13 protein-coding genes are annotated in these 26970 nt (G+C 40.8%); 3 read left to right on the forward strand and 10 right to left on the reverse strand.

Going from position 1 to position 26970, the window contains the following annotated elements:
- The first annotated feature begins 296 nt into the window (after window positions 1–296).
- The 3 genes from NYP54_RS02235 (at window position 297) to nagE (ending at window position 6425) form a co-directional block, all read left to right on the forward strand.
- Entirely contained in the window at window positions 297–1607 is a 1311-nt protein-coding gene (locus NYP54_RS02235; protein WP_283156981.1) for a sensor histidine kinase, read from the forward strand.
- A gap of 565 nt (window positions 1608–2172) precedes the next feature.
- Window positions 2173–4683, forward strand: coding sequence for a phosphoenolpyruvate--protein phosphotransferase (gene ptsP, locus NYP54_RS02240; RefSeq protein WP_283156982.1), 2511 nt, complete (start codon window positions 2173–2175; stop codon window positions 4681–4683).
- Window positions 4683–6425 (forward strand): N-acetylglucosamine-specific PTS transporter subunit IIBC, encoded by a 1743-nt coding sequence (gene nagE / locus NYP54_RS02245; protein ID WP_283156983.1) that lies wholly within the window; start codon window positions 4683–4685, stop codon window positions 6423–6425. The genes ptsP and nagE overlap by 1 nt, the downstream gene beginning before the upstream one ends.
- A gap of 144 nt (window positions 6426–6569) precedes the next feature.
- Here nagE and NYP54_RS02250 read toward each other — a convergent pair whose 3' ends face one another.
- From NYP54_RS02250 to NYP54_RS02295, 10 genes are all read right to left on the reverse strand, one after another.
- Window positions 6570–8216: an NAD+ synthase gene (locus NYP54_RS02250; protein WP_283156984.1), complete on the reverse strand. Its 1647-nt coding sequence runs from the start codon at window positions 8214–8216 to the stop codon at window positions 6570–6572.
- An 18-nt stretch (window positions 8217–8234) separates the two neighbouring features.
- On the reverse strand, window positions 8235–9014 hold the full coding sequence (locus tag NYP54_RS02255; RefSeq protein ID WP_283156985.1) for an ABC transporter permease: 780 nt from the start codon (window positions 9012–9014) through the stop codon (window positions 8235–8237).
- A 9-nt stretch (window positions 9015–9023) separates the two neighbouring features.
- Window positions 9024–9950 carry an ABC transporter ATP-binding protein gene (locus NYP54_RS02260; protein ID WP_283156986.1) on the reverse strand — a complete coding sequence of 309 codons (927 nt, stop codon included), beginning with the start codon at window positions 9948–9950 and terminating at the stop codon, window positions 9024–9026.
- Window positions 9951–10028: 78 nt separating this feature from the next.
- Window positions 10029–11378, reverse strand: coding sequence for an MFS transporter (locus tag NYP54_RS02265; RefSeq protein ID WP_283156987.1), 1350 nt, complete (start codon window positions 11376–11378; stop codon window positions 10029–10031).
- An 18-nt stretch (window positions 11379–11396) separates the two neighbouring features.
- Window positions 11397–12416 carry an inorganic phosphate transporter gene (locus NYP54_RS02270; protein ID WP_349293365.1) on the reverse strand — a complete coding sequence of 340 codons (1020 nt, stop codon included), beginning with the start codon at window positions 12414–12416 and terminating at the stop codon, window positions 11397–11399.
- A complete protein-coding gene (locus tag NYP54_RS02275; protein WP_117003557.1) occupies window positions 12416–13063 on the reverse strand; it encodes a PhoU family transcriptional regulator in 648 nt (215 codons plus the stop codon). The genes NYP54_RS02270 and NYP54_RS02275 overlap by 1 nt, the downstream gene beginning before the upstream one ends.
- 255 nt (window positions 13064–13318) lie before the next feature.
- Window positions 13319–13465: a hypothetical protein gene (locus NYP54_RS02280; RefSeq protein ID WP_283156989.1), complete on the reverse strand. Its 147-nt coding sequence runs from the start codon at window positions 13463–13465 to the stop codon at window positions 13319–13321.
- 15 nt (window positions 13466–13480) lie between these two features.
- Window positions 13481–13678, reverse strand: coding sequence for a hypothetical protein (locus NYP54_RS02285; protein WP_283156990.1), 198 nt, complete (start codon window positions 13676–13678; stop codon window positions 13481–13483).
- A gap of 76 nt (window positions 13679–13754) precedes the next feature.
- A complete protein-coding gene (locus NYP54_RS02290) occupies window positions 13755–14369 on the reverse strand; it encodes a hypothetical protein (protein WP_283156991.1) in 615 nt (204 codons plus the stop codon).
- A gap of 825 nt (window positions 14370–15194) precedes the next feature.
- Window positions 15195–26966: a LysM peptidoglycan-binding domain-containing protein gene (locus tag NYP54_RS02295; protein ID WP_283156992.1), complete on the reverse strand. Its 11772-nt coding sequence runs from the start codon at window positions 26964–26966 to the stop codon at window positions 15195–15197.
- Window positions 26967–26970: the final 4 nt, after the last annotated feature.

The following is a 26970-nucleotide window of genomic DNA, read 5'->3' on the forward strand; positions in this document are numbered from 1 at the left end:
CGATTCATCTTAATAAAAAACATGGCATAAACTCAATAATTGCAGTCACCTTTGTATTACTTTAGGTAAAAAAACTCTACAATGAGCTACTTCAAATAGACATGCTCGCACACATGATTATCTTATACTCTGCATTAGTCGGATTTTTTGCAAGCTGCTTATCCAGCATCTGATGATGTTTATCGTTGCGATTTCAATGCTTGTTTAGCCACTACTCGCTCCTATTTTTGCATTATCGCTTTGGCGCTCTATACTTAAGCTGCAAAAGGATCTGATATGTAATTGATGGAAAAAGCATGCCAAACCAACTCACACAAAAAATAAATACGCACTTCACAACGCTTTTTCTAAAGAACTATATCAGTTTTCCAAAACTAATTAGCATTATGTTGATTCTAGTCATTCTCAATAGCTTTTTTATTACCGCAATACACCTGCACTATCATTCAAAATATGAGGACTCATTAGTACAAAACTCATTGTTTAGTTTACTGCGCATTCGTAATCAATACTTAACTCAAGCCAATGTTGAGCCGCGTTTTGTGCACTTTCAAACAGCAGTCGACCGAAGTACACAGCTCAATCAATTTAATATTATCTTTCAAAAAGTTGCTGGCGCCTATGAAGTAAAGAATACCTTTGTTAGCAATGAGTTATTTGATCAAATGCATCATGACCTACAAACTCATCATGAGTTATTTATCACCAGTCCGATTAACGATGATAAAGGCCATAAGGTTATTACTTTTTATATTTTTCTTAATCCTGATGATGACCTACCTTATCTTTTAAGTAGCAGCATTAGTATTAGCATTGCGATTATTCTTTTACTGTTTTTCATGTGGTATTTAGCGCGTTTTATTCTGCCTAAATTACTGCTTAATTCAGCAACCACCGACAAACAAATAAATCACTTACCAAAATACTTGAATAAAGATGTATCAGCACTTAAACAGCAAATTCAATTATTACTCCAAGAAAAAACGATTATGTTATCGTCGATGTCACATGATATGAAAAACTCGCTGACTAAATTAAAACTCTTAAAATACATTATTGATAACGAGAAAGCGCAAGCAATCCTAAGTCAAGAAATCGATGAGATGCAAATGATTATTGATTCATCTTTGGCTTTTGCAGAGCGTGGTAATAACAATGCCAAAGTGAGTTTTGATCTGTGCGCATTTCTTGACAACCTATACCAGCAACTCTGTCAACGTGGCTACACATTTGATTTTAACAATGAACTAAAAGCACATACCTTTTTCTTGGGATACCCTAATTTATTAAAGCGTGCGTTACTGAATATCATTAATAACGCGGTAAAGTATGCACCTAATTACATGTTGAATGCCTACATTGAAAATGATCATATTGTCATTGATGTTAAAGATAACGGTCCAGGCATTTCAGAGAGCGACTTAAAAAATATTGCTCGCGCATTTACACGCGCGCAACACGATGCACATCAAAATATTGATGGTCATGGGTTGGGACTGGCTATTACTCGGGTGGCTATTGAGTTTAACTCCGGCAAACTAAGTTTTGAAAACTTACAACCAAACGGACTACTTGTCCGCATACGTTTAGCAATTAATGAAAGCTAAACAGTACGAAAGGATTCAGACTAAGGCTAAATATTCACCCATAAGTGCTCACCGCACCCTGATCATAAGTCAAAGCGATGCACTGAGCGTTAGTTGAAGTGTGGTAGCTTGAGAAAATCACATTTCATAGAGGCTTCGACTTACGCTCAGCCAACGCTTATACAATCAAAAGGGGCAAGAATATGATCATAGCCAGAATTCACAACCACATTTAATGCTACATACACGATATAGATCACAGTAAATAATACATATTTATTGAAAATAAACTACATAAGATGTATTTTATAGCTACTTTTGATTTGGCTAAACATTATAAATGTTAGTAATTAAAGTTACGCGCTTTAGAAAAAACTATAATTTTATAAACACCCCGTCAGCCTACGGCTGCCACCCCTCTTGCAAAGAGGGGAATTAGGCAAGAGTTATTTTGTATTCCCCTCTTTGCAAGAGGGGTGCCAAACTTGCGAGGCGGGGTGTTGAGGTAGAAAAAGTGCGTAATTCTAGTTAGTACAAAGCCAAGTAACATTACGGGGTATAAAATAATGAGAGTGAGGGATAGACAATGGGGTTAACATTATACGCGCCTGTTAATGGGTTTATTGTTGAATTAGATCAAGTGCCAGATCCAGTATTTGCACAAAAAATGGTTGGCAATGGCTTTGCAATTGAGCCTCTGGATCAAAGCATTTACTCGCCAGTAATAGGCATTGTTAAAAATATTGCGAAAACAAAACATGCCATCACCATTGCTACTGAATCAGGCTATGATGTCCTTATACACTTGGGGCTTGAAAGTGTCGCACTTAATGGTCAAGGAATTGATGTACATGTATCAATCAACGATGAGGTTGATATCAACACGCTACTACTTAGCTTTGATCTAAGCACTATAAGTAAAAAGATTAAATCCTTAATTACACCGGTGATTATCACTGATTATCAAGAAGATGATCTTTTATTGAAAATAAAAGGAAGGTGCTCGGCACAAACACCAATCATTAGCTTAGATAGCACAGTGCATAATGATAGCAACAAATCAGCATTAAAAACGCAAGATCAGATTTTTGTAACGCGTAGCATCACTATCAACAACCCACATGGCTTGCATGCTCGTCCCGCAGCATTACTAGCACATACTTTAAAATCATTTGATGCCACTGCCGTAATATACAAAGGTGATACCAGCGCTGATGTTAAAAGTCTTGTCGCCTTGATGGGACTAAATATACAACTCAATGACAAAATCACACTGACTGTCAGCGGTGAAGATGCGGAGAAAGCAGCTTGCGCATTAGAAGAGGCACTCGTTAACTTTGTCGATGATCACATAGCCGAAGCACAACCCACAAAATCTGAACTTAATCAGACTAAAGTTAACGGTAATCAATACCTAGGTATCTCTGCTGCCAAAGGGATTGTTATTGGTGAGTTGCGGCGGATTAATGAAGAGCACTTTAACTATGCCGATGAAGCAAATGTACCAGAATCACAAGAGCTCAAGCGCTTTACATTAGCGAAAGAAAAACATGAAAAGCAACTATTAGCACAAATGACTACTTATGCACATGATAAAGCAAAGCATGCAATGCTTGGCGCGCATATAGGGCTTTTAAATGATGCCAATATTAACAACAGCATCACTCAATTTCTAGCTCAAGGCAAAACAGCAGAATACGCGTGGGATCATGCGATTATAGAATCAATCACCATTCTGGAGAAGACACAAAACACCCTACTGCAAGAACGTGTTGCCGACTTAAAAGATATTCGCAAACAAGTGCTATATATACTAACCAATAGCACACCAACTAAAACACACTATACCAAGCCCACCATTCTTATCGCGGATGAGTTTACCTTATCGGATATTTTAGAGGCGGATCAAAATGTCGTAGGCTTTATCTCAACAAAAGGCGGTCGCACTTCTCATGTCGCGATTATTGCCAACAACAATAACCTGCCTTTGTTAATCCAAGTAGATAGCAGGTTATTTGACCACTGTGCTCAACACGTTATCTTAAATGCAACGGATGGTTATGCTATTATTAATCCTGATCTTGATACGATGACGCAATACCAAGCTCAAATTGCTACTTTAAATGATGCCTTAGCATTAATGCGCGCTAAAGCAACAGAACCTGCTAAGACAAAAGATGATCATACGATTCATTGTTATATGAATATCAAATCACCTGAAGGATGTCTTAACTTCGCGCAATCAGGTGCTGAAGGCGTTGGTCTCTTTAGAAGCGAATTTGTTTTCTATGATCGCTTATCTGCACCAACTGAAGATGAGCAACTTAGCATTTATAATGAAGTATTAGATGCAACCAATGACAAACCTATTATTATTCGCACCTTAGATGCAGGTGGCGATAAACAAATCGATTATTTAAATATGCCACATGAAATGAATCCCTTTTTAGGTGTTCGCGGCATACGCTTATGTTTGAAGCACCCTGAGATTCTACGCACACAATTGCGCGCAATCATTCGCACAGAAAATCCTAACGCGCATATTATGCTGCCAATGATTACAAATATTGCTGAGTTTCGTCAGGTCAAAGCCATCTATAAAGAAGAACGTCTAAAACTTGGTAGTAGCATAAAACAGCCCTTGGGCATTATGGTAGAAGTGCCAAGTGTTGTCTTTCAAGCAGAGCTGTTTGCCAAAGAAGTCGATTTTATGTCGATTGGCACCAATGACTTAACACAATACCTTTTAGCAATGGATCGCGAGCATGATGCGCTTGCCGCTGAGATTGATCATTTGCATCCTGCGGTTATTCATGCCATTAATAACGTCAATATTGCCGCACACAAACACAATACTAAGCTATCCATTTGTGGCTTAATGGCTGCAGATCAAGAAGCACTTGCGATACTCATTGGCTTAGGCATTAAGCATTTATCAATGCGCAGCAATATGTTAGCTGAGAATAAAGCCTTGATTCGCGGGCTTAACTTGACTGATTGCCAACAGTTAGCACAACAAGCTTTAACACTTGAATCAGCCGAAGCTGTAAGAACACTTGTACGTCAACAAATTAGTTTTAATGAGGGAGGAAACTAATGGCTAAGAAATTTAACTTTCAAAATTTGCAACAACTTGGTCGCGCATTAATGCTGCCAATTGCAGTATTACCGGTTGCTGGTATTTTACTGCGATTTGGACAACCTGACCTACTCAACATCAAAGCCATTGCCGATGCTGGTAATGCGATCTTTGCCAACTTACCACTTTTATTTGCTGTGGGTGTCGCTCTTGGCTTTGCTAAGAAGAACCATGGCGCCGCTGCCCTTGCCGCTGTCGTTGGTTTCTTTATTATGAATAGTGTCATCAATACCATTGATACCGGCGTTAATACCGGTGTACTTGGTGGTATTGTTATCGGTATTGTTGCCGGAATGCTTTATAACCGTTTTTATGAAATCAAACTACCCGAATACCTCGCATTTTTTGGTGGTAAACGTTTTGTGCCGATTATTACGGGACTTACTGCCGTTTTGCTTGGTTTTCTCTTTGGCTATATCTGGCCTCTGATTCAAGAAGGTATTAATGCCTTTGGTAATTGGTTAATTGGTTCAGGCTCGATTGGTTTGTTTTTATATGGTGTTTTTAACCGTATTTTATTGATGTTTGGCTTACATCATATCCTAAACAATCTCGTGTGGTTTCAATTTGGTTCATTTCATGGTGCCGCTGGCATTGTTCACGGCGATATTGCACGATTTATGGCGGGTGATCCAACGGCTGGTGCATTTATGGCAGGCTTCTTCCCAATCATGATGTTTGGCTTGCCTGCAGCTTGCTTTGCGATGTATCGCCATGCGCATAGTCACAAGCAAAAGGCTGTTGCTGGTATGCTGTTTTCTATCGCATTAACTGCCTTTTTAACTGGGGTGACCGAGCCGATTGAATATAGCTTTATGTTTCTAGCACCCGTTTTATATCTAATACATGCACTACTTACCGGTATTTCGATGGTTGTTATGTATGTGCTAGGTGTCAAACTCGGGTTTACCTTTTCAGCAGGACTCATTGATTATGTGCTTTTCTTTAAGATGGATACACATCCATGGTTATTGCTACCTGTAGGTGCTGTAACAGCTGTTGTTTATTACTTCTTATTTAGTTTCTTCATTAAGAAGTTTAACCTGCTAACCATTGGTCGTGAGGTCGATGAAGTGGTTGAAGAAGATGAAAAAGATGAAAAAGAAGCATCTCAGTTAACCGACTCACGTGCACTTAACTTTATTGGTGCTTTAGGTGGTAAAAACAACTTAGATAATATTGATGCATGTACAACGCGCTTACGCTTACAAGTCAAAGACAGTAGTCACATCAATCAAGCACTACTTAAAAAGCTCGGTGCGCGCGGCATCGTTGTGCCTGATAGTAAAACTGTCCAAGTGATCTTAGGACCTGAGGCAGATCTTATTGCAGGTGAGATGAATGAAGCGTTACCTCATTCTGCTGATATCTCATTTATGAGCACAGCTAGAGATAAAACAAGCAATCACACCGAAACAACTGCAAAAACTATAAAAACAGTGACCGAACAAACTAAGTGCTATGACATCGATGCTATTATTAGCGCACTGGGTGGCAATGATAATATTGTCAATGTCAGCATGTGTTCATTAACACGACTTGATATTGAGCTTAAAACGGCTGATAAGGTAAATTCAAGCACCTTATTTGCGCTTGGCATTGATGGCTGTATTACCTTGGATAAACACTTAGTACAGCTATTGGTAATGCAATCCCCTGAAATGCTATTAACGGAGTTAAATGCGGTTTCTAGTCATTAATTGTATTACTTACTGAGGTTACGCACTCCATTTATTCCAACACCCCGCCTCACAAGCTCGGCACCCCTCTTGCAAAGAGGGGTGGCAGCCGTAGGCTGACGGGGTGTTTTAAAATCATAGTTTTTCTAAAACACGTAACTTCAATTACTTATTAAACTTCGCCGTGGTTGGCATACGTCGTCCCATACCAAACGGGCGGCGTTGAATAAATAAAATCTGTGGCGCTTGTTTGCGCTTAAACTCCGCTAATTCAACCAAACGATAAATTCTCTTTTGCTCAATTAAATCTACTTCAGCAACAATGCTCTCTAGTCGCTTTATTTCATCATCTGCCAACAAATCACGCTCTAGATATAGCTTAAGTATTGCATCAAGATGATCATAATCCGGCAAGCTATCAGAATCCTTTTGCCCTTCGGATAATTCAGCTGATGGCGCTTTATCGATAATGCTTTGCGGGATCAGCTCACCATATGCTTGATTAATATAATTTGATAAAGCATAGACGTCATTCTTATACAAATCACCAATGCAATTTAGTGCACCACACATATCACCATAAAGTGTCGCATAGCCCACAGCAAGCTCACTCTTGTTACCCGTTGTCAGCATTAAAAAACCTGTGTCATTGGAGTACTCCATCACAATTCGCCCACGAATACGTGCTTGCATATTCTCTTTGGTCAATTTTTTAGGTTCAGTTCCAAAGGCTTTGCTAAAGTTCCTGCAGGTGAGTAAAAACTCCTCTTTAATTTCACGTGTGAAAAGTTCAATTCCTAAATTCTGGCACAATTCAACGGAATCGCTTACCGAACCTTCGGAGGAATACACAGAAGGCATCGTAATCGCTTTGACATTATCTTCACCTAAACTCAAAGTAGCAATCGCCAAAGTCAATGCACTATCAATGCCACCAGATGATCCAACAACCACACCCTTAAACCCACACTTGTGGACATAATCCTTTAATCCACATATCAGTTGTTGCAAAACAAACGCTTGTGGGTTGTCTTGATATGGCGCATTAAGGATTGCTTGTGGTAAACGTTCAAGATCAATGCTAAAACTCCCCTCTTTAAAGCTATCTGCTAATGCCATAAGCTCTGATTTAGCATTACACACGAAACTTGCACCATCGTATATCAGCTCATCATAGCCACCAACTTGTGAGCTATAGATTACAGGGGCTTGAATCTTTTTGGTGATATTTTTTGCAATCTGTAACCGCTGCTCAAACTTACCAAACATCGAAGGCGAAGCATTTAACACAATAAGCGCATCTAGGTTTTGAGGTAAATCATCGATAGGATTTATTAAATAGCCCTGATGGTTGTCATACCAGATATCTTCACAAATCAAAATAGCTAAATGCTGACCTTTAAACTTGAAGCTTAGCTTATTGTTTTGTCCGGCAATAAAATGCCTTGTCTCATCAAAAACCCCATAGCTTGGAATAAGCTGTTTGTGATAACAATGAACAATCTCACCCTCGGCAATGACAAGTGCACTATTGTGAAATTTTTTAAGCCCTGCTATCGCCGTTGCCGCACCGATTACTACCGCTGTATCCAGTGTTTTTGTAAGCGTTTTAATCTTATCAATGATCTGATTTTGTCTGTTGATTACTTCATCATAAGTCAATAAATCATAGGGATAATAACCGCTGATACAAAGCTCAGAGAACACGATTAAATCCGCTGCTTTGTGCTCATGCATCGCGCGCGAAATTTTTTCAAAGTTATACGTAAAATCAGCAATGGTGTAATTTAATTGAACGACTGAAATTTTCATCTATTTCCTTTCATTTCCTTAAGATTTTAAGCGAATACCACGTGATAGCAAATACCATGCCAAGCTATAAAGAATAGCGATTAAGAGCACGATAGCAACTAAAGCAACCCATGGGTTGACAGATGAATAGCCGATAAATGCATAACGCACAAAATCAACGATATAGAATAACGGATTATATTGCGCGATATGTTGCCAAAAAGGAGGTAATGCACTCAAACCATAAAACACGCCACCAAGATAAATCAAAGGCGTAAGTACAAAGGTAGGGAAAATCGTCGTATCATCAAAGCTTTGCGAGAAAATACCATTTAACAGACCACCCAATGAAAACAAAGTACCGCATAAAATAAATGATAATAAGATTAATAGTAATCCACTAAAGCCAATTGAAATCCCGCCAAATAACCCTGCGACAACTGTAACCATCATCCCAACAAAAAAGCCACGCGCAACACCGCCTGAGACATAGCCCAGAATAATCAAATGATTGGTTGCCGGAGATACCAAAAGCTCTTGAATGGAGTGATTAAAGCGCGCACCATAAAACGAGCCCACGACATTGGCATATGAGTTATTAATAACTGCCATAATTACAAGACCAGGTGTAATAAAGTGCATATAACCAAAACCATCCATCGTACCAACGCGAGCACCAACCACTTTCCCAAAAATGAGGAAATATAAACTAATGGTAATCGCTGAAGGTAAAAGGGTTTGCGGCCAAATGCGTAGCACACGCACCACTTCTTTTCTTAATATTGTGTAATAAATAATCCAGTATTCTTTAAATGTCATCTTCCCCACCTATGCCTTATTTCTTGCGACATCAATAAACAGTTTTTCCAGTTTATTTGTTTTTGTCTTAACACTTAATACGTCAATATTCTGCTGACTTAAATCAGCAAATAATTGATTCAATGTCACACTCTTATCGACCTCAATTTCCAAGGTATTTGAATCAACTAACTGGCATTGCCCGTATTCACATTGCATTTGTGATGGTGTTATTGGCTCTTTCAAATCAAAAATATACGTCTCTTTTTCCACTGATCTTAACAGTGTCTTCATGTCTGAACTCGTGTGCAATTTACCCTGATGAATCAACGCAATGCGATTACACATGCTCTCAGCTTCTTCAAGATAATGTGTGGTTAAGATAATGGTTAAGCCTTCTTTATTTAACGCGCGCATTTGCTCCCATAGTGATTGACGTAGCTCAACATCAACCCCTGCCGTTGGCTCATCCAAGATCAGCACCTTGGGTTTATGAATAAGTGCACGCGCCACCATCAAGCGACGCTTCATACCACCAGATAAGAAGCGTACTTGCTCATCCTTTTTATCCCACAACGCCATATCTCTTAACAGCTTTTCAGCATAAGGTTTGGTTGCCTCACGGTCTATACCAAAGTAGCCTGCCTGTGTTAACAGGATTTGCATCGGTGTTTCAAAGATATTTAAGTTTACCTCTTGTGGCATAACCCCTAGATGCTTGCGCGCCATAAAGGGCGATTTCAGCGTATCATAGCCACAGACTTCAATGCTGCCGCTGGTTTTATTGACAAGCGCTGAAATCATCCCCAATGTAGTTGATTTACCCGCACCATTAGGTCCTAATAAGGCAAAAAAATCTCCCGGATATACGTCAAAACTGACATCTTTTACCGCATGAAAGCCACCTTTGTATATCTTATTGACATTAACCAAAGACAGCGCTTTTGTATAATTCATCGTAAACTCGATTATTAATTATAGATAGCTTTGCATTGTAACAGACAATTTATAGCTGACTAGCGGTACGTGCTTTTTTTATAAAACTGATTTCAATGTAACTTCATCAAATATTTTTTTATCAACTTTAAGATAGGCTGCCCCCTCATTTAAACAGACCATTGCCTCCTCAACACCTGGCAAATTAAGAATTTGCTGTTGTAGCGCCTTAGCATCCATATGCTGAGCTTTATTGAGGCTATATAGTTTAGAGCTTAATTGTTTCGGTTTTTGCATCGTTATAGCGATCACAATCCACAACACACCTAACAGACCATTAAAAATAAAAACACCCTGTATACCAAAGTGATGCATGATCACACCACCTAATACGCCACCAAAAAATATGCCAAAGAACTGAGCGCTAGAGTAAACACCCATTGCCGTGCCTTTGCTGCTAATTGGTGCCATTTTTGAGATCAGTGACGGCAAAGCCGCTTCAAGCAAGGTAAAGCTTGCAAAGTACAATACTAATAAAACACTCATCACAATGACATGATGATCAAATTCATACAGTAAAAACTGCATTGCCGTGAGAATGATGATCGCACCAATAAAAACAGGTTTCATCAAGTTTTTAGTCTCGGCAATAATGATAAATGGCACCATAAGGAAAAATGAGATAAATAGCACAGGCAAATAGATAATCCACTGCTTATCGATACTCACGCCAATATAGTCAATTAAAATAACCGGAATAGCGAGAAACAATGCCGTTAACATTGCATGCAAGCTAAAGATACCATAGTTTAAACGCAATAATTCAGGCTTTTTCAATACACTCTTGATTTGACTAGGTGTGGTTTCAGATCCTTTATGAAAAATAATTTTTGTCGGCGTTGGCACACCATAAATTAAGATAACAATACCAATAGCACCCAAGATGGCTGTCAACCAAAAGATACCCGACAAACCAATCCATGTATTTAAAATAGGACCTAGCACCATCGCCCCAATAAATGATAAACCGATTGTCATACCAATCACTGACATCGCTTTCATGCGATTTTCTTCTTTGGTCGTATCGGCAACTAAAGCGGTAAGTGTACTACCTATGGCACCTGCTCCTTGCAAAGCGCGACCAATGATAATGCCATAAATCGTATGTGACATCGCCGCGACAACGCTACCAATAATAAATACAATCAAACCAAACAATATAACGGGCTTTCGTCCATATTTATCGGATAGCACACCCAAAACAATCTGTAATAATGCTTGCGTTAAGCCATAAATACCCAATGCCACACCGATTAATGTTGGCGTTGCGTCAATAATCTTATCAGCATAAAGACTAAAAATAGGCAAAATAATAAAAAGACCCAGCATTCTAAACGCATAAATACTGGCAATACTTAAGGTAGATTTCTTTTCTGATTTTAACAACATAGTTAAACCTCAATATGACTAAATGTTAACGGATATCCCCAAGTCTCCAAAAAGTGCAAAAAGTAGTTTGTAGGCAACAAAGCTCATGATCATACAACACGGTAAGGTTAAAATCCAAGCCGTTGCCATCGTGCGTACGACACGCCAGTTAACACCACCGCTTTCTGGATAGCCCGCCCCCATAATTGAGCCTGAAGCAGCTTGCGTGGTACTCACTGGCAAGCCTAAATGTGAGGCGCCAAGAATCAATAACCCTGAGCTCATCTCAGCGGCAAAACCGTTCGCTGGACCAATTTTGGCAACACGTGTTGTCAATGTCTTAATAATGCGCATCCCACCGGATAAGGTACCAAGTGCCATGGTTAATGCACACAAGCAAATCACCCATACAGGAATGTGTGAAACCGTTGACACCATCCCAAAGCTAAATAATGCCAAGGTAATAATCGACATCGTTTTTTGCGCATCGTTTGAACCATGACTTAAAGCTAATAAGCTACTAGAGATCACCTGCATCTCACGAATACGTGCATTTGATTTACGTGGTGTTTTACGCTTGCTTAGGATTCTAAATAGAATAACGACTAGGATAAGTGCTAGGAAAAATGCCAAAATGGGTGACAGTATCATCGGTACAATAATCTTGCCAACTAAAATACCATAATGAATCGTGTGGACATTACTTGCGGCAATAGCAGCGCCTACCAAAGATCCAATTAGCGCATGTGATGAGCTAGATGGAATACCGAAATACCACGTAAACAGATTCCAGCTAATCGCCGCGAATAATGCAGCAATTAATACTAAATGTGTTACGACATTGGCATCAACCAGACCTTTACTAATCGTTGTCGCTACTGCTGTACCAATAAACGCACCAACAAAGTTAAAAATTGCGGCAATGATAATCGCTTGATAAGGGGATAATGACTTTGATGCAATCGGTGTTGCTACAACATTGGCAACATCATGAAAGCCATTAATGAATTCAAAAAAAAGTGCAATGATGATAATACTAACAAGAACTATCATCATAATTAGATTTCCTTGACGTAAATACGCATCACCGAATCACATAAAGTAGCACTGGTGTCAACCGCTGATTCTACAGCCTTGAATACTTCCTTTAGCTTGATTGTTGTCAATGTATCGTAATCCGCCTTTTTGATCTGATCAATCGCATCACCCAAGTCTTCAACGACATTCTCATCAAGTTCTGTCGCGCGCTGTGACGCAAGTTTAAGCTTTTGACCATCTTTATTTTTAAAGGCAATCAATAAGTCACACAAGGATTTTGTAATCTCTTGCAAGGTGACCACACTGCGAATCAAGCAATCATCGACTTTGCTGTCAATCGCATAAATTTGCATTTTTTTGTTGATCTTAATAATGCGTTTAGTCAGTTTGAGCATAATTCCCGATAAATGAAAAATATCACCACGATCAATTGGCGTAATAAATTGCTCATTCAACTCAACAATGATTTTCTTATTAATATCTACCGCATTTTGACGCTGCTGACGCAATTTAGCCATTAACTCAGTTGCTTTGTAAGCATTTTCTTCATTAACGATATCAACCAGAAGTGATGCTGAGAAATGCACATTTTGTGCTGCCTCAACAAATAGATCAAAAAAAACTTCCCCGCGTGACGGAATCAATGACTTGATAATTTTTCGCAACATAAGCGCATTTTTCTAAAAACCTTTCAGGTATCGCCATAATAATCGTATTGACGTAAAACACAACCTTAAACTTTATTTTTTGCAAGATCTTCCACACGCATATGTTACGCCATTTTGCGACGCATAATTAAAAATAAGATCAACATCAATAATGAAAAGCAAAAAAACCAAGCACCATAAAGGCTTGCCGTATGATCAAGAAAATTTCCAGCTATAAAGCCTGTAATGCACACGCTATTCCACTAAAGCAGATCATCACAACGCTATAACGCATTGATCACGTCTCCACAAAAAATCAATATCATCACCGATCGCTTTGCGAAGTCCTATGCTACCAAAGCTTACGGTTTCATTGGCTGCCAAGTTGGTCATCTGCCTTGCTAAAAAGTCTTTGTTTTGCATGTAAAAAGAATCAAATTAATGCTGCAATCCTTGATATATTCGATTAATTTCTTCGATACTCAATTCAGTAATTTCAGCAACATCCTTGGGCGTATAACCTTTCATCAGCATATTTTGCGCAACTACCATGGTCTTGTCGCGCATACCTTGTTGCATGCTTTGTTGCATACCATCTTGCTTTGCTGCTTCTTCTCTTCTTTGTAGATAGTTCATAAATTCATCCTTAGTTTTGCTTTAATGCCATTATTGTTGTTGATTCATGCCACTAGATCAAGTTTATTTTAAGGCTTTATCCCCTAGCTGTTTCATTCAATGCAACTTGTGATAATTTAACCGCCTGACCATTTATTTTTAGATCATCCAAGTCCTTGATTAATTCTGCAATATTATTTCTAATCGCGCCCTCATTGGCAAGTCGCAATCGTGTAGCACCAACAAATGCATCCGACGTCGTTGCCGTATATTTACTGCTTATCTGCTTATGCCAAACAGATTGCTTATTGTGAGTATTAATCAAATCGTAGCTTGCTGTAGCAGACACCGTCATGTCAAACCCCATAAAAGGTTGCTCGAGTTTTTCAAGCTTTGCATTTAACGCGTATTCAGCTTTGTTTGCAGGGGCATATAAATTGGCATGTTTCAGAGAGTCAACCAATGCTGCTTGCATGTTTTCATTATTAACTTTTGATGCCAACAGTGGATTTGTTTCACTACCTCCCGTCACACTTGTCACTACAAGATTGTTACTGAGGACTTTATTGTGCGTCACTGCGGCACTATAACTCATCCCAGTCACTGTAGCATTAGAGGCGCATCCCGTTATAAAAAGTCCACCGGCAAATATAACACTAAATGCCACCAATTTTTGGACATTCTTTTTGGCCTGATTTGTTTGTTTTTTCATAATTTGCTTTTTATTCCTCTCTTTGTTGTTGATTAAATTTTTAACTTTAAAATATATTTCACCGCTGCAAGTAGCTGATGTGACTTACTTTTGGCATTGCTCCAAAAGTAAGCAAAAACGCTAGCCTCACAAATTTTTTAACGCGCATTTTAGCGCTGCTTCACAAACTCGCTACGCTCAAACATGTTGCGCAGTAATCCTCTTCAATGCGCTAAAATTTGCAATGGCACCTTCTCTTTGCCCATTCAAGTTTTGCGTCAAGTAAAATAGATACCCCCGGGTAAACCCGGGGTTCTTGAGCGGCTGAGCCGCTGCACAACTTCGTTATGAGGTTAACGCTTCACATTGTGAAGCGACCAAAATTAAATACTCAATTTAATTTTGGTACTCTCATTCACCCACGGGCAAACCCGTGGTGCTCTGTCTTCGACCGCATATGGATCTAATTTTTGCTTGCCAATCTCTGTCCTCCGTCTTCTGTCTTCTGCTATCTGAACGGGCAAACCCATTATCAACACACCAAACAGTGTGGTGGATATTAGACCTAACTCCGTCATTATTTCTGGGTAGTCAGGACTCCATTAACCAAACCGACATGCCAAACACTCGCTACCATCATCTGTCATATATTCTGCAAACCAATAATGTGGATCATTGGGTTCGGCATACTGAAGATGCTCTAATGTATATGTGACTTGTTTAGAAAACTTATTTCTGAGGATAATTAATCGTGAACACCTAGGAGCCCAGCTTGAAATTTCATCTATTACATTACCTTGATTTAGTTCTATTTGTAGAATTTTATTAAGGTCGGGAGATTTGAAGCTAACCATTCAGTTCACCTTTTAATAACTCTATATCTTGAACTTTAGACAAATTACTCTCGAACTCTTTTATAAAAATTTGAGTTCCTCCTCCACTTCCAAATTGTGGGTTGGCTCGAGTAATTCCAATAGCTGCGTTAGTATCTTCAGTAAAGACATATTTTGCAATATTGGGGCGATACCCAAGAGTTTCATGCGATTTAACTTGAAGTGATTGCCATAATTTATCAGGAGAGCTTCCAAATCGTCGCAAAGTATTACTTGTAAAATAGTAATTACTTTGCCCTGGAATTCCTCCGTACACTTCAGTACCTTTTTTTATAGTTATGTTTTTATAATTATCAACTCCAAGATAAGGAGCTTTACCCTGCCAACTTTTAGCTAATTTAGAAATATCTTCATCAAGATAAAGTGTACTTTTGGTTGCTTTGTTTTCACTAACAAACAACGACGCAACTTTGTTCCCAAACGTTTTAAATCCATCAGCAACCGTTGATGCACCGAGTTTTAACGCACCCCATGCCGCAACAGGATCCTTGGCAACTGCTACACCGAGTCTGGCAACATCATAAGCACCACCAACTGCCATCGCTAAGTTCATGCCTTCTTCCCAAACATCAACTAATGGTTTTTCTGGAGTTGGTACGTTTGATTGCATCACCCCGTTTCTTTCAAAGTAATGATCATCCACCGCGTTTAATGATGAATTATGAATGTTAGATGTTGAATGATAGCTATCCGGATCCAGTGCTCTGCCCATATAGTCACCTACAAGGCTGTTAACAATATCATCTGCGGTCGATTCTGAATTTTGAATGTTGGATGTTGAATGTAACATTGCATCAAACAATCCATCATCACTCATATCCGCATCTAAACCACTTAGAGAATCATTTGCCATTTGATCAAAGACATCTTTGCCAACACTGCCAAAATAGCCGCCTTTTGCAGCATTACTGGATCCCCGGGTCATGCCCGAGGATGACAATACAGAATCCGTCCTCTGTCCTCTGTCTTCTGTCGTCTGTCCACTGAGCCAGTGTGCCTTAATATCTGAGCCAATCGAATTACCCAAACCATTACCAAACGCATCTCTGGCAATCGAGCCCATATTAAAAGCAATATCATCACCGATCGCTTTGCGAAGTCCTACATTCGCATAAGCATTAACCTCAGTTTGTACCACTCTTGAACCTGTACGTATAAACAGGTCATCATTTTCGGTCAAACGATCTGTACGCAGTTTAACCTGTGACTGATAGCTTGCTGCCGCTAAGCCTGTCGCAATTAAAGTTTCACGCCAATTAAAGCCATGCTGACGATTAGCGGCAATCTGCACGCCTTGGGAGGCTACATCACTTAAGCCTCCAATAAGTGCACTTTGATAGAGACTACTGGCGGCAACATTTACCCCTCCTGTAACACCTGCAGAAACCCCTGCCGTTGCCGCCGAAACTAAGCTTTGGGTAAGGAGACTCTTCCAGCTAAATCCGTATCCAATATTCGTATCAAAAGCTGCATCAAATGCCTGTCCTGCTAAATAACCCGCCATATAGCCTGCGGCTCCCGCTGCTGCTCCTACACCCATCGCTGTGGCTGTCGCACCTACCGCTGCAACCATCGGTGCCGATAAGGTGCCTAAGCTATATACCGTCACTACCGCAGCAACAACGGCAACCACTGCGGTAATAATAGCACCAACTACCCCGCAGCCACCGCCGCCATCGGCGGATGCCGGTGGTGGTGGAATCACTGGCATGGTCGGGTTAGTATCGCCGATAACCTTAGCTAAATCCTGTGGGCGGAAAGTTTCACTGCTGTTATGAATATTATCGATCTTATTCGGGATCGTCAGCGTCTGCCCGACTTTGGCTTTTAAATCATCATTGCTGGTGATGTTATTGGCATCGGCAATAACATACCAAAGCTTGCTATCACCAAACACCGTTGCCGCAATTGATTGTAGAGTGTCTCCTGTTTGCACCACATAGCTTGTTGGCGCTTTGGCAGGATAGCCATCACTGACTTTGACATAGTTATAATCAAAATCAGCGCTCGGCGTTTTGTCATCTTTGTGCTCAGGGTTAATATTATCGACATTGCCTGAAGTGCCTACCGGTTTACCATTGACGTAATAATAGCGCTGCACGCGATCTGCCTGATGCTTCTCAAGCACCATGCCTTCGGTGTTGTTATAAAAAGTGCGATCGTTGTTATGATCCTTTTCATCACTGACTGCTTTCAAGAAACCATTACCATCATAGTCAAAGGTGGTTGAGCCTGCCTCAAGCACGCCACTGTCATTTTTGCCACTGATCTTGGCTTGTTTATAGCTATCAAATTTGTAATAGGTCTTGGTGTAGTTGATATCATACGGTGTGCCTTCAGCGACATGTACACGATAATGCGTTAAATTACCAACACCATCATAATCCCCTGCGGCATCATAATAAACGGTATTACTTAAGCTACCATCGGCTTTGTAATTATCCTGTTTAACGACCCAACCATTTTGGTTATAGCTAGTCACTTGCTGATTGCTTAGCTTATCTTTATCACTATAGCTTTTAAGCGTTAATACTTGCCCTAGCTTATCAAGCTCCCTTAACTGGGTCACATAAGCCGAGTCAGCATGATCAATATAATTATAATGCGTGCTAAGGGTTAGATTACCATTTTGATCATACTGGTAACGATCACCCGAGAGAATCGGGCGTTCAAGGCGCACTTTACCGCCGATATTACTCTCGATTTTAAACAGTGTATCTTCGGTGTAATAGTTGACACCAATGCGTTTACCGACCTGATCATATAGGATCTCAACGGATTTGCCATCGGCAGCAAGCTTGATCTTACCATCTTTGATCTCACCACCACTTATGATCATGCGATCATCGGCATCGTATAGATAGTAATTATCTTGTGCACTATAGGATTTGTCATTAAACGACCAGGTCGTATGGCGGCGATTACCCACCGCATCATAGTCATAATGACCATGATAGCTATTATCCGATTTTGCCAGATCATTGCCTGAAATATCGGTCACACGTCCTAGCGCATCGTAGCTTACTGTTGTTGTTTGATCGACCTTACCATCATAACCTGTGGAATGCGTTAAGGTCTTATTGCCCGCTAGATCATACTCAAAGTAGTCTTTGTTACCAACGATGCCATCATCAATCGACTTAAGTAGTCCATTGTCATAATAATCATAGGTTTGTACTTGATTGAGGTTGTTGGTTTTTAACTGCAACTGATTAAGCTCGTTATAGCGATAAGTAAAGCTATTGCCACCAAGATCGGTATGTGCCACTAGACGGTTTTGTACATCATATTGCCAGCTCATGCTGTCGTTATTGGCATTGATCTCTTTGATCTTGTTACCGCGATCATCATATTGATAGGTACTTGTTTGCCCACCTGCCAAGGTTTGTTTAATTAAGTGATGCTCGTTGTCATAATCATAACGCGTGCTAAAACCTAAGGCATTGGTCGCACTTATTCTGTCGCCTAACTCATTATAGGCATAGTGATTCACGGCAAAGCCATTATCCTCAGCCACTAGCTGATCATTGCCATCGTAACTAAAACTCGTTTTTTGTCCTAAAGCATCAACTGCCGCAACTTTGCGCCCAAGCTGATCATAGCTATAGCTTGTGCTATTTCTTAAGGCATCGCGCGTTTGCGTCACCCGATCTTCAGCATCATAAGCTTTGGTTTGCATATGACCATTGCCATCAATCTCAGCAATCTCACGCCCCATGGCGTCATAGCCCTTAATCAGCACAGGTGCCATCATTTGCGCATTGCCTGCTTCATCCATCACGGCAATTTTCGGTAATGTCGTTTGTAGCAGCTGACCATGTTTGTTATAGCGGTAAGTTGTGGTATTGCCAAGCACATCGGTTTTGGTTAATAGCTCACCCCAGCGGTTAAAGCTTTGTTTAATCTCAGGGGTATAGCTTGTGCCATTTTTAGTAAATGTTGGCAAGGTGATACGAATGGGATTACCCGCACCATCATAAAAATAACTTGTGACCAGCATATTGTTATGAATAATCGTTGCAATATCATTGGCTGAGCTAAACTCATCACTTAAAAGCTTCTGACTTTGACTGGTCACTTGAGCACTCAACCTGCCCTGTAAATCATATAAATATACCTTGGCAATCCCATCTTTTTGATTTGTGCGCCATAATTGCCCTTTATTATCATAGTCATTATGCTCATAGATCTGACCATTTACACTCCGCGTGATCACTTGTGAGAAGGCATCGTATTGCACACTCTCGCTGCGTTTATGCCCATCGACTTCGGTTAATATGGTTTCGGTTTGCTGGGCTAAGACATCATAGGCATAGCTTTCAATCATCTCTCGCGCATTACCTAAACTGTCATGCACGGTTTGTTTCTTTTGCGCAAGCTTATTTTGGTGGTTATAACTGAAATAACTTAAGTTTCCATTGCCATCACTTTGCAGGATCATTCGTCCCCAAGCATCGTATTGTGCCGTGGTACTAATGTCATTTGCTGACATTGCAAAGCCAAAGCCCGTATCAGTAAGTGCGCTAACCCCTGAATTTAGGCGCGTGCTTGCCACCAGATTGCCGGCGATATCATACTCAAATGCAGTCACTGGCGTTTTAGATAAATCACTACCTTCAACAAAACCGCCGGTTTTCGCGATCAAATGTCCTTGTTGGTCATACATCATGCGCTGGGAAACGCCCAAAGCATTGGTTGTTTTAATGACATTACCCATCGCATCGTATTGCATGCTGGTGGTTAAATCAGCTGTTTTATTGACCAGTTGATAATGCGCTTCATCAATCGCTTGATAATCAACCGCTAACTCAGTTTTACTCACCAGTTGATGATTATGATCATAGTGATATTCAATCGTGCGATCATCATCACTATCATTAGGGAAACTATAAAAGCCCTTATTCCAAGCACCCTGCTCAAGAGGTGTTGCAAACTCAATTTGACGGCTAACATTGCCAAATTGATCATAAGACTTATAGGTCAAATAGCCTTGTGAGTCAACCTCTGCGACCTGTTGATTCAACGCATCGTAATAAAAATAATGCTCTGCCCACCGTTGATTAGTTGAATCAATCAGACTTGATGTTCTCACCACATTGCCAAAGCTGTCATAGTCATACAAAGTGATATTACTGCTATCGGCATTGGCTGTTTGATTTTGGTAACTAAAGACATGATCCTGCTCTGCACGCACTAAGCGATTGCCTTGATCATATTGATTGCTAATCGTGCGATCAAGCTTGCTTTCCTGAATCTTCGCTTTTAACTCGGCTTCATTAATGCCATTAGGGTGGTCTGTCATATCCACGGCGGTGGCATAGGCGGTTGTTTGCACTTTATTGCCAAAGTGATCATAGCTATATTCTTTAACATAACCCTTGGCATTGATTTCAAAACGCAGCTGATTTAATTGATCATATACCTTATAGGTACGATTACCTTGCTCATCAATATTGACAATTGCTCGCCCTAATGTGTCATAGATAACCGTATTACTTAAGTTTGTTAGCGTTGAGGTATTGCTTTGCACATCAAATACTGCCACGCCTTGCTGCGTGGTTTTCACTTGTCGATTTAATGCATCATAGCTGTAGCTTGTCGTATGCGCTTTATCGGTATCGCAATGCTCCGTAATGGCGATAACATTACCCATGGCATCGTATTGATAGCGAGTAATCGGTGCCTGTGTTGCTTGGCTTAACACAAGCTTGCCATTTACAAGTGTTGTCGTAGCAACAGCCAGCGCATCGCCTTGTTTACTGAGCATGCGTCCAGCACCATCATAACTGTAATGCCATTGATAGCCATTTTTTTGCGTGTGTGTTATGACATTGCCATTAGGATCATAAGCAAAATGCTCGGCAAAGCCATTGCCATCACAGGCAGTGATTTTGCGCCCTAAGTGATCGTATTCGTAAGTTATAGACTCGTTGCTATCTGCCGTTTTATTTACCGCTTGCGATAGCATCTCACTTAATGTCGTTTGCGGGATTGCGGTCATTTCCATGACAATTGCCACACTGGCGCGCTCGTAATGATCGCCGACTTTATGCACATAGTAAAACGTCGTCGATTGCGCTGATTGAGTTGGTCCCACATGAAAACGCGCAGTCGTGCCAACTTTGGCATTGCCTCCGGCATCATAGTGATCGATATCTAAGTAATAATCACCGCCTTGTGCTTGATCAATGGTTGCCTGATAAAACCCATCAACAATCGTAACCGGTACTTCAACAGGCGCAATTAAGCCATCAGCGCGCCAGATTTTGAGCTTCGTCGACCCTTTTAAATCTGGATACGTCGATACCGGCCAGCGAATCACCTGCTGATAGCTTTCAGCTATGTTTGGCGACACCGTTTGTTTGACATTGGTTTTTTTAATCAAATTGCCATCATTGTCATAGCTCAATGACGTGACCTTGGCATTAAATGCGTCTTGTTTTTCTAAGGTATAGCTTAAGCGCCCAGCGTGATCATAGACGTTGCGAAGCTCATGGTTATCTTGATCTGTGCTATCTAGCTGCTTTAAAAAGCCCTGCATATCAACCACGCTATTGCTTCTGTCAAAAAGCATATCAAGTGGTAGCGCGACATCAACCCATTGCCCATCAACTTGCTCTTTATGATGTGTTTCAAGCTTTAATTGTGTGCCGCTATCAGCCGTCGGAATAAAGGTGCCATTCCAAAAAGCCACCAGATTGCCACCGGCATCATAGCAGTTAACGGTAAAATCAGATTGATCCTGAGTCAAACTCGGTAATGACACCTCATAAAAACCATTGTGATAAGTCACCTTAGCTGCCATCTTTGAGCGATGCTGCCAGTCATAAACAAACTCAATCTTGCCATTGGCTGGCATCGGCGTTTGCCCTGCTGCCCAGCGTAAGGTGATTTTATTTGAACGCACCAGATCTTGAGAAATCGGTTTGGCAAACTCAGTCTTTTTGATCACTTTGCCACTGCCGTCATAATCAAACTGTGTCACTTGTTTTAAACTATTGATCTGATAACGCACTTGATTGACATTATTATAGATAAACTGCGTCGTCTGATCGTGAGCACTATCCACTTTAAGCGCACTTTCAATGCTTTCTCTTGTTAAAACCTGAGGCAAGGTAATCGCCGTGGCATATTGCGTTTTGATCGTCACATTGCCGTTGTAGTCGTAGTGATATGCCGTTAATGCGTTTTGCGGGTTGATCTCATACAATAGCTCGCCGGCTTTGCCATAAACATAATGATTGATATTGGCAGCTGTATCACCGTTTAGTGCTGTGGCAAGCTTATCTAAGCTATCAAGACCTGACAACGTAGCTGTATCAATGGTTTTGCTATATTGAACTTCGGCGATTTTTTGCCCGTTTTGATCATAGCGTAGCTCACTGACCTGACCAAGTGCATTAATCGTAAAGCGCAAGCGCCCCATAGCATCATAGCGATAGCTGGTGGTGTTGCCATTAGCGTCTGTTGCGCTAATGAGTTGATTGCTTTGATCATAGTGATAAGTTTTCGTGATCTTCAATCCGGTTGGATCGGTAATCTCAGAGCTTAAACGCCCTAAATGATCATAGGTATAGGCTTTTGTTATACCACCTTTAGTTACAAGCACTTTGTTGCCTTGGGCATCATAGCTAAAGCTACTGATAACAGCTAAACCATCTGCATCTTCAATCATCTTGGTTAAGTTGCCATTTTGATCGTACTCAAAATGGGTTTTGACACCATTGCCATCCGTACTTAACACCTTGTTACCCAGTGCATCATATTGCATGCTGGTGGTGATTTTAAGCCCCTCTGGATCGATGGTTTTTGTTAACAGTCGCCCTAGCGCATCGTATTGGTAAATGACTTTATTGTTATCAGCGTCAACTGTTTCAATCAGCTGATTATTGGCATCAAAACGCGCGTGAGTCACCCCATTCTCACCATCAATAGTAGTGATTAGATTACCATTTTTATCGTACTGATAATGTGTGCTTACGCCATTGCCATCTGTTAATGTTATTTTCTGCCCATGGCGATCAAATGCTGTGGTGACATGCACGCCCTCACTTGAGGTTGCTGTCATGCTATGGGTTTGATCATCGTAGCTTATGGTTGTGATATTGCCAAGCGCATCCTCTTGTGTGAGCTTGCGCCCAAAGGCATCATAGCTTATGCGATTTGTCGTGCCATCTGCTCGTGTTAACGTGATCTCGCGCCCTAATGCGTCATATTGATGCTCGATACTGAGACCTGCGGCATCGGTTTGTTTGATCAGGCGTCCAAAGGCATCATAGCTTTGCGTCTTGATAGCATTAAGCCCACCGACATCTTGCGTGGTTTTAAGCAATTGCCCCATGGCATCATACTCAAAACGATCAATTCTTTGCTCGGGATTGGTTTGCGTGTTAGCCACACCTACATCCTGGCTTTGTTCAACCACATCAGCAAATGCATCATACACCTTGTGCGTAATATGATGTAAACCATCGATGACTTCAGTCAAATTACCTCGGCTGTCATATTGATACTTAAGATGAATATCTTGTGCTGTCGTTTTTAGCTGTTTTTCTAAAGAGCTAACTTCATTAGGGTTTAATGCATTATGGTCAACGGCTTGTGCATAACGTATCTTTTCAGTGACCTGCCCAAAGCTGTCATAATGAATACTGGTGACGCCACCACTGCCATCAACGCTATAACTTAGCCTGCCATTTTGATCATAGTAAAAGTAGCTGACATGCCCTAATGGATCGGTTTCTATGATTTTATTGCCAATGGCATCATAGCTAAAACGCGTTGATTTCGTTTGCCAGATGCTGTCAATTTCCTGTTGCGATTTAGCTTGTGTTAAAAGTGCCACCGCATTGGCATCTAAGCGTGCTATCAAATGCCCTTGTAAATCATATTTATTCTGTATTGTGCGCACGTCTGCATAATCATTGGCTTGTTCACCAACAAAATGCCCCACCTCAGACTGGGTCAGATTACCCATCGCATCATAGCTAAAGCGACTGATTGTGCCGTAAGCATCAACACTTTGAATCAGATTACCCTTGGCATCATAAGCATACGTCACTGTTTGATCATGCGCGCTTTTTTGAGGTCTCAATGCTTGAAGCTGCAAATTCGCAACCTCAGCAAACGCTGGCATTTGTGCGATCTTGTTGCCAAAGCGTGTTTTACTGACAAGCAGTCCATCCTGACCATAGTGGTACTCGGTTAAATAACCCGCGCTATCGATTTCAGCCTGTTTTTGCCCTGCCTGATCGTAAAGCACAAAACTTCTTAAGTCATCATTAGTTGCCGTTGGCATCAACATCAGGCGCGCGTTATTATCTGGCGCTTTTTGTAATGCGTCTTGCGCAACCGTTTGGCTGTAGTGATTAACAGCAACAACGGCTCCAGCATTGTTATACGCAAAACCTGTAGCGCGCCCTAGAGCATCGATCTGATAGCTTACGCGTCCAGCTGCATCATATAGTGTAAAACTATGGCGATCTTGAGCAGTTGTTTGAATATTTAATGGCGCATTACTTGCCAAAGCGCTTAATGCCACAGGGGTGGCATAATGGATCACTTCCGTCTGCAAGCCGCGCTCATCATAACGAAGCTCACTAACGCCACCATTACCATCGATCTGATAGTGAAGGCTGTTATCAGCGTTATAGATAAACCATGCTTTTTGATCTAACGCATCTTGCTTTGGTTTGATGCTGGAAAAATCTTTGTTTAACCACACCCCTTTATCATCTAACCAGTTACTAGGATCGACACTGTTCGCATAGCGTATTTTTTGGTTGATATTACCGGCTTTGTCATAGACATTCTCAGTGACATTGCCTGTTGCATCAACCTCGGCAATTTGGCGATTCTGTCCATCGTAGAAATAATATACTCGCTGCCCTAGGGGATTCTGCACGTACGCCAATAAACCTTGATCATTATAGCTAAAATGTGTAACCCCCAGCGTCTGTCCTGCTTGATCAAGCGCTGTTTTACAAATAATTTGCCCACTGTGATCATACTGCTCAAGAGACACTAAACCATTAGCAAATTGGGTGCGAATCTGTTGATTGGCATCATCATAGCTCGTTGTTGTCGTATTGCCCAAAGCATCGGTTTTACTCAATAATCGTCCTAGAGCATCGTAGGTGAAGTGCGTTATTTGCGCATTGTTTTGCCCATCAAAGCTAATTTGCTGCATCAACTTACCACTAGCATCATAGACATATTGGGTTTTAAACATCTGATTACTTAACCCATTGCCTGCTTGATCCAACCCACGATAACTTAAGGTTTGTGAGAGCTGCCCCAAGGCATCATATTGATAGTCTTGACGCATGACAGCCTGAAGGTTTGCCTGTTGCTGCCAAGTTGAAATCGCTTCTAAACTTAACTGCTGATTTGCGCTGAGTGTATTAACATCAAAACGATTAGCAAGATACTGCAAGGTCGATATTTTATTGCCTTTGTTATCATAGCGATACTCAAGTACATCGCCCGTCTCATCAACGATAAAGCGCAAATTGCTATGCTCATCGTAAACATAACGCTTGGTGAGCGCTTTTCCTGCAACCGTTTTTGTCTCACTCACTAGTTGATTGTTTGTGTCATATGCTCTTGTCAGCGTGTTGCCATTAGCATCGGTAATACTGATGATATTACCCTGTTGATCATAGCCATAACTTGTCTTATGTGCATTACCATCAATAAAGCTGATCAAATTGCCATGCGTGTCATATTGATATTCATTAACTACAGGTGTGAGCTTATCACTACTTGCGGCAACAAACTTTATCACACGTTGATGATCATCGTAAAAAATACTGCTGTTATTACCATGCGCGTCGATAATATCGGTTTTGTGTGCATCTAAATCATATTGCAATGTCGTTTGTCGCCCTTGCCCATCAATCCAATGGCTGATGCGATACTCATTACCAACAAGTCCATAGCCAAATTGCATGACACTGCCATCACTTTGCTTGATCATCGTAATGCGTTGACTATCACCATCGTACGCGTATTCGGTAACATAGCTTTGATCATTCGCCATAAGCACCGTCGTTTTGATCAAGCGCTTATTCGCATCATAGCCATAATGAATTTCTGAGATCGTGTTATCGACACTAACACTCTTAATGCCTGAGACTAAATCGCCATCGTAGCTTAGGATGATTTTGCCATTTGAGCTATCGTCTATTTCAACAAGCTTACTACCATCATAACGATAACGAATCACATTACCCATCTGATCAGCTTTTTGTGTCAGCTGACCATTGCTATCAAAGCTTTCTATGGTTTTGTGATCACCTGAGATATGCTGCCATTGTTGATTGACAAAACGCAGCTGGCTTAATGCGCCACGTTCATCTTTTGCGCTATAGCACCCTTTATCCGCATCATAGCTAAAACGCAATACATGCCCATCTTCTGCGGTATAGTCGATATAGCTATTGGCAGTATTAAGCGTGCCATTTAGCCCTGAGATACTGGCGGTATTGAAACGCCAATGCGAAGCGTCACTCAACTGCCCTTCGCTGTTATAAAACTGATTAAGCGTATTATCAAGCCTCGTGCTTGCTAAATGCAATCCTTGGTCTTGTAACACCAAGTTGCCATTAGCCGCGTTGACGAAAAAGCCCTCTTGACGCTGTCCCAAGGTTTGGGTTTTTCCCCCTAAAAAATTAAAATTCGATCCAGATAACCCTAATCCATCTACTGCAAAAATATTTGACATGCTA

The sequence above is a fragment of the Cysteiniphilum sp. QT6929 genome, from assembly GCF_030035755.1.
Classification (GTDB): Bacteria; Pseudomonadota; Gammaproteobacteria; order Francisellales; family Francisellaceae; genus Caedibacter; species Caedibacter litoralis.

Excerpts from the sequence above, each read along its gene's own strand:
- NYP54_RS02295 (WP_283156992.1), bottom strand. The coding sequence starts at position 26,966 with ATGTCAAATATTTTTGCAGTAGATGGATTAGGGTTATCTGGATCGAAT.
- NYP54_RS02255 (WP_283156985.1), bottom strand. The coding sequence starts at position 9,014 with ATGACATTTAAAGAATACTGGATTATTTATTACACAATATTAAGAAAA.
- NYP54_RS02290 (WP_283156991.1), bottom strand. The coding sequence starts at position 14,369 with ATGAAAAAACAAACAAATCAGGCCAAAAAGAATGTCCAAAAATTGGTG.
- NYP54_RS02250 (WP_283156984.1), bottom strand. The coding sequence starts at position 8,216 with ATGAAAATTTCAGTCGTTCAATTAAATTACACCATTGCTGATTTTACG.
- NYP54_RS02260 (WP_283156986.1), bottom strand. The coding sequence starts at position 9,950 with ATGAATTATACAAAAGCGCTGTCTTTGGTTAATGTCAATAAGATATAC.
- NYP54_RS02285 (WP_283156990.1), bottom strand. The coding sequence starts at position 13,678 with ATGAACTATCTACAAAGAAGAGAAGAAGCAGCAAAGCAAGATGGTATG.
- nagE (WP_283156983.1), top strand. The coding sequence starts at position 4,683 with ATGGCTAAGAAATTTAACTTTCAAAATTTGCAACAACTTGGTCGCGCA.
- ptsP (WP_283156982.1), top strand. The coding sequence starts at position 2,173 with ATGGGGTTAACATTATACGCGCCTGTTAATGGGTTTATTGTTGAATTA.
- NYP54_RS02265 (WP_283156987.1), bottom strand. The coding sequence starts at position 11,378 with ATGTTGTTAAAATCAGAAAAGAAATCTACCTTAAGTATTGCCAGTATT.
- NYP54_RS02275 (WP_117003557.1), bottom strand. The coding sequence starts at position 13,063 with ATGTTGCGAAAAATTATCAAGTCATTGATTCCGTCACGCGGGGAAGTT.
- NYP54_RS02280 (WP_283156989.1), bottom strand. The coding sequence starts at position 13,465 with ATGCAAAACAAAGACTTTTTAGCAAGGCAGATGACCAACTTGGCAGCC.
- NYP54_RS02235 (WP_283156981.1), top strand. The coding sequence starts at position 297 with ATGCCAAACCAACTCACACAAAAAATAAATACGCACTTCACAACGCTT.